2 protein-coding genes are annotated in these 2,436 nt (G+C 59.3%); both read left to right on the top strand.

Features of this window, described 5'->3' with window-relative positions; all coding sequences use genetic code 11:
• The first annotated feature begins 82 nt into the window (after positions 1–82).
• Positions 83–1,609 (top strand): IS21 family transposase, encoded by a 1,527-nt coding sequence (gene istA, locus AKG11_RS33390; RefSeq protein WP_050747139.1) that lies wholly within the window; start codon positions 83–85, stop codon positions 1,607–1,609.
• A complete protein-coding gene (gene istB, locus AKG11_RS33385; protein ID WP_050747138.1) occupies positions 1,599–2,411 on the top strand; it encodes an IS21-like element helper ATPase IstB in 813 nt (270 codons plus the stop codon). The genes istA and istB overlap by 11 nt, the downstream gene beginning before the upstream one ends.
• The last annotated feature ends 25 nt before the right edge of the window (positions 2,412–2,436 follow it).

Below are 2,436 nucleotides of genomic sequence, written 5' to 3'. Positions count from 1 at the left end.
CGGCCTGATATTTCCATTGAGAATTGACCCATGTTCCAACCTTCCCTCGCATGTTTTCAGCGGGGGCTATGGAGTGCTCGACATGGCGTTATTGAGCGTGATCCGGCGCTGGCATTTTCGAGAGCATCTATCGATCCGGGAGATTTGCCGCAGGACCGGCCTGTCCCGGAATACGATCCGCAAATACCTGCGCCTGGACGGCGTGGAGCCAAAGTTCAAGGTCCCGGAGCGGCCGAGCAAGCTTGATCCGTTTGCAGATCGGTTGTCGGCCTGGCTGAAGACCGAATCCAAGAAGAACCGCAAACAGAAGCGGACGATGAAGCAGTTGCATGCCGATCTGACGAGCCTCGGCTATGAGGGTTCCTATAATCGGGTGGCGGCATTTGCTCGGGAATGGCGTGATGATCGTCAGAGGGAATTGCAGACGACGGGTCGCGGGACATATGTGCCCCTGGCGTTCGATCCCGGCGAAGCCTTCCAGTTCGACTGGTCGGAAGACTGGGCCATCATCGGTAATGAGCGCACCAAGCTGCAGGTGGCGCACACGAAGCTGCGCTACAGCCGCGCCTTCATCGTGCGAGCCTATCTGCTGCAAACCCACGAGATGCTCTTCGACGCCCACAACCATGCATTCCGCGTGTTCGGAGGCATCCCCGGTCGTGGCATCTACGACAACATGCGCACCGCGATCGACAAGGTCGGCCGTGGCAAAGAGCGTGACGTCAACGTCCGCTTCCAGGCGATGGCCAGCCACTACCTGTTCGAACCCGAGTTCTGCAATCCGGCTTCGGGCTGGGAGAAGGGACAGGTCGAGAAGAACGTTCAGGACGCGCGTCATCGTCTGTGGCAGCCAACGCCGCGCTTTCCATCGCTGGATGCTCTGAACGACTGGCTCGAGCAGCGCTGCAAGGAGTTCTGGGCACAGACCCCGCACGGTCAAATGCATGGCTCCATTGCCGACATCTGGGCGGAGGAAGCACCTGCGCTCATGCCCGTTACCCGGCCGTTCGATGGGTTTGTCGAATACACCAAACGTGTCTCACCGACCTGCCTCGTGCATCTGGAGCGCAATCGCTACAGCGTCCCGGCGTCCTTCGCCAATCGGCCGGTGAGCCTTCGCGTTTATCCAGAACGGGTCGTTGTCGCCACAGAAGGACAGATCGTTTGCGAGCATCGTCGCGTCATTGATCGCTCCCACGACAGGCCAGGACAGACGATCTACGACTGGCGGCATTATCTGGCGGTCGTGCAGCGCAAGCCAGGTGCACTTCGCAATGGCGCACCGTTCGCCGAACTCCCCGATGCATTCCGGGCCTTGCAGCAATACCTGCTCAAGAAGCCGGGCGGCGACCGGGAGATGGTCGATATCCTGGCGCTCGTCCTTCAACACGATGAACAGGCCGTCCTGTCGGCGGTCGATATGGCGCTGAAATCCGGCGTTCCAACCAAGACGCATGTGCTGAACCTGCTGCATCGTCTTGTCGACGGCAAATCCTTCACGCCGCCGACCATCGATGCGCCGCAAGCCCTGACGCTCGTCAACGAGCCCAAGGCCAATGTCGAACGATACGATGCCCTGAGAAAGACGGAGGTTCGCCATGCGTCATAATCCAGCAAGCGGCGCTATCGTCATCATGCTGCGGCAATTGAAGATGCACGGCATGGCACAAGCCGTTGGCGAACTGACCGAGCAAGGATCGCCGGCTTTCGAGGCCGCCATTCCGATCCTGTCGCAGCTCCTCAAGGCGGAGACCGCGGAACGTGAAGTGCGTTCAACGGCCTATAAGCTCAAGACCGCCCGCTTTCCTGCCTATCGTGATCTGAATGGCTTTGATTTTACCAGCAGCGAGATCAACGAGGCGCTCGTCCGCCAACTTCATCGCTGCGACTTCCTCGACGACGCCAACAACATCGTTCTGGTCGGCGGCCCCGGCACGGGCAAAACGCACATCGCGACGGCAATCGGGGTCCAGGCCATCGAGCATCACCATAAACGGGTCCGGTTCTTCTCAACGGTCGAGCTGGTCAACGCGCTGGAACAGGAGAAGGCGCAAGGACGGTCTGGGCAGATCGCCAACCGGCTTGTTCACTCCGATCTCGTCATCCTCGATGAGCTCGGTTACTTGCCGTTCAGCGCGTCAGGAGGTGCGATGCTGTTCCATTTGCTGAGCAAGCTCTATGAGCGGACCAGCGTCATCATCACGACAAACCTCAGCTTCAGCGAATGGGCCAGCGTGTTCGGCGACGCCAAGATGACCACCGCACTGCTGGACCGGCTAACCCATCACTGCCACATCCTCGAAACCGGGAACGACAGCTTCCGCTTCAAGAACAGTTCCGCGCACGACACCAAAACGACAAAGGAGAAGACGAGAAACTTGACCACGACCACAGACTCGAAACATACCTAACAGGCGGGTCAATTCTCGGTGGAAA

The sequence above is a fragment of the Shinella sp. SUS2 genome (assembly GCF_001262505.1).
In the GTDB taxonomy this organism is placed as follows: domain Bacteria; phylum Pseudomonadota; class Alphaproteobacteria; order Rhizobiales; family Rhizobiaceae; genus Shinella.
Note: the sequence above shows the minus strand (reverse complement) of the source record. Positions and strands in the feature narration are given on the sequence as shown.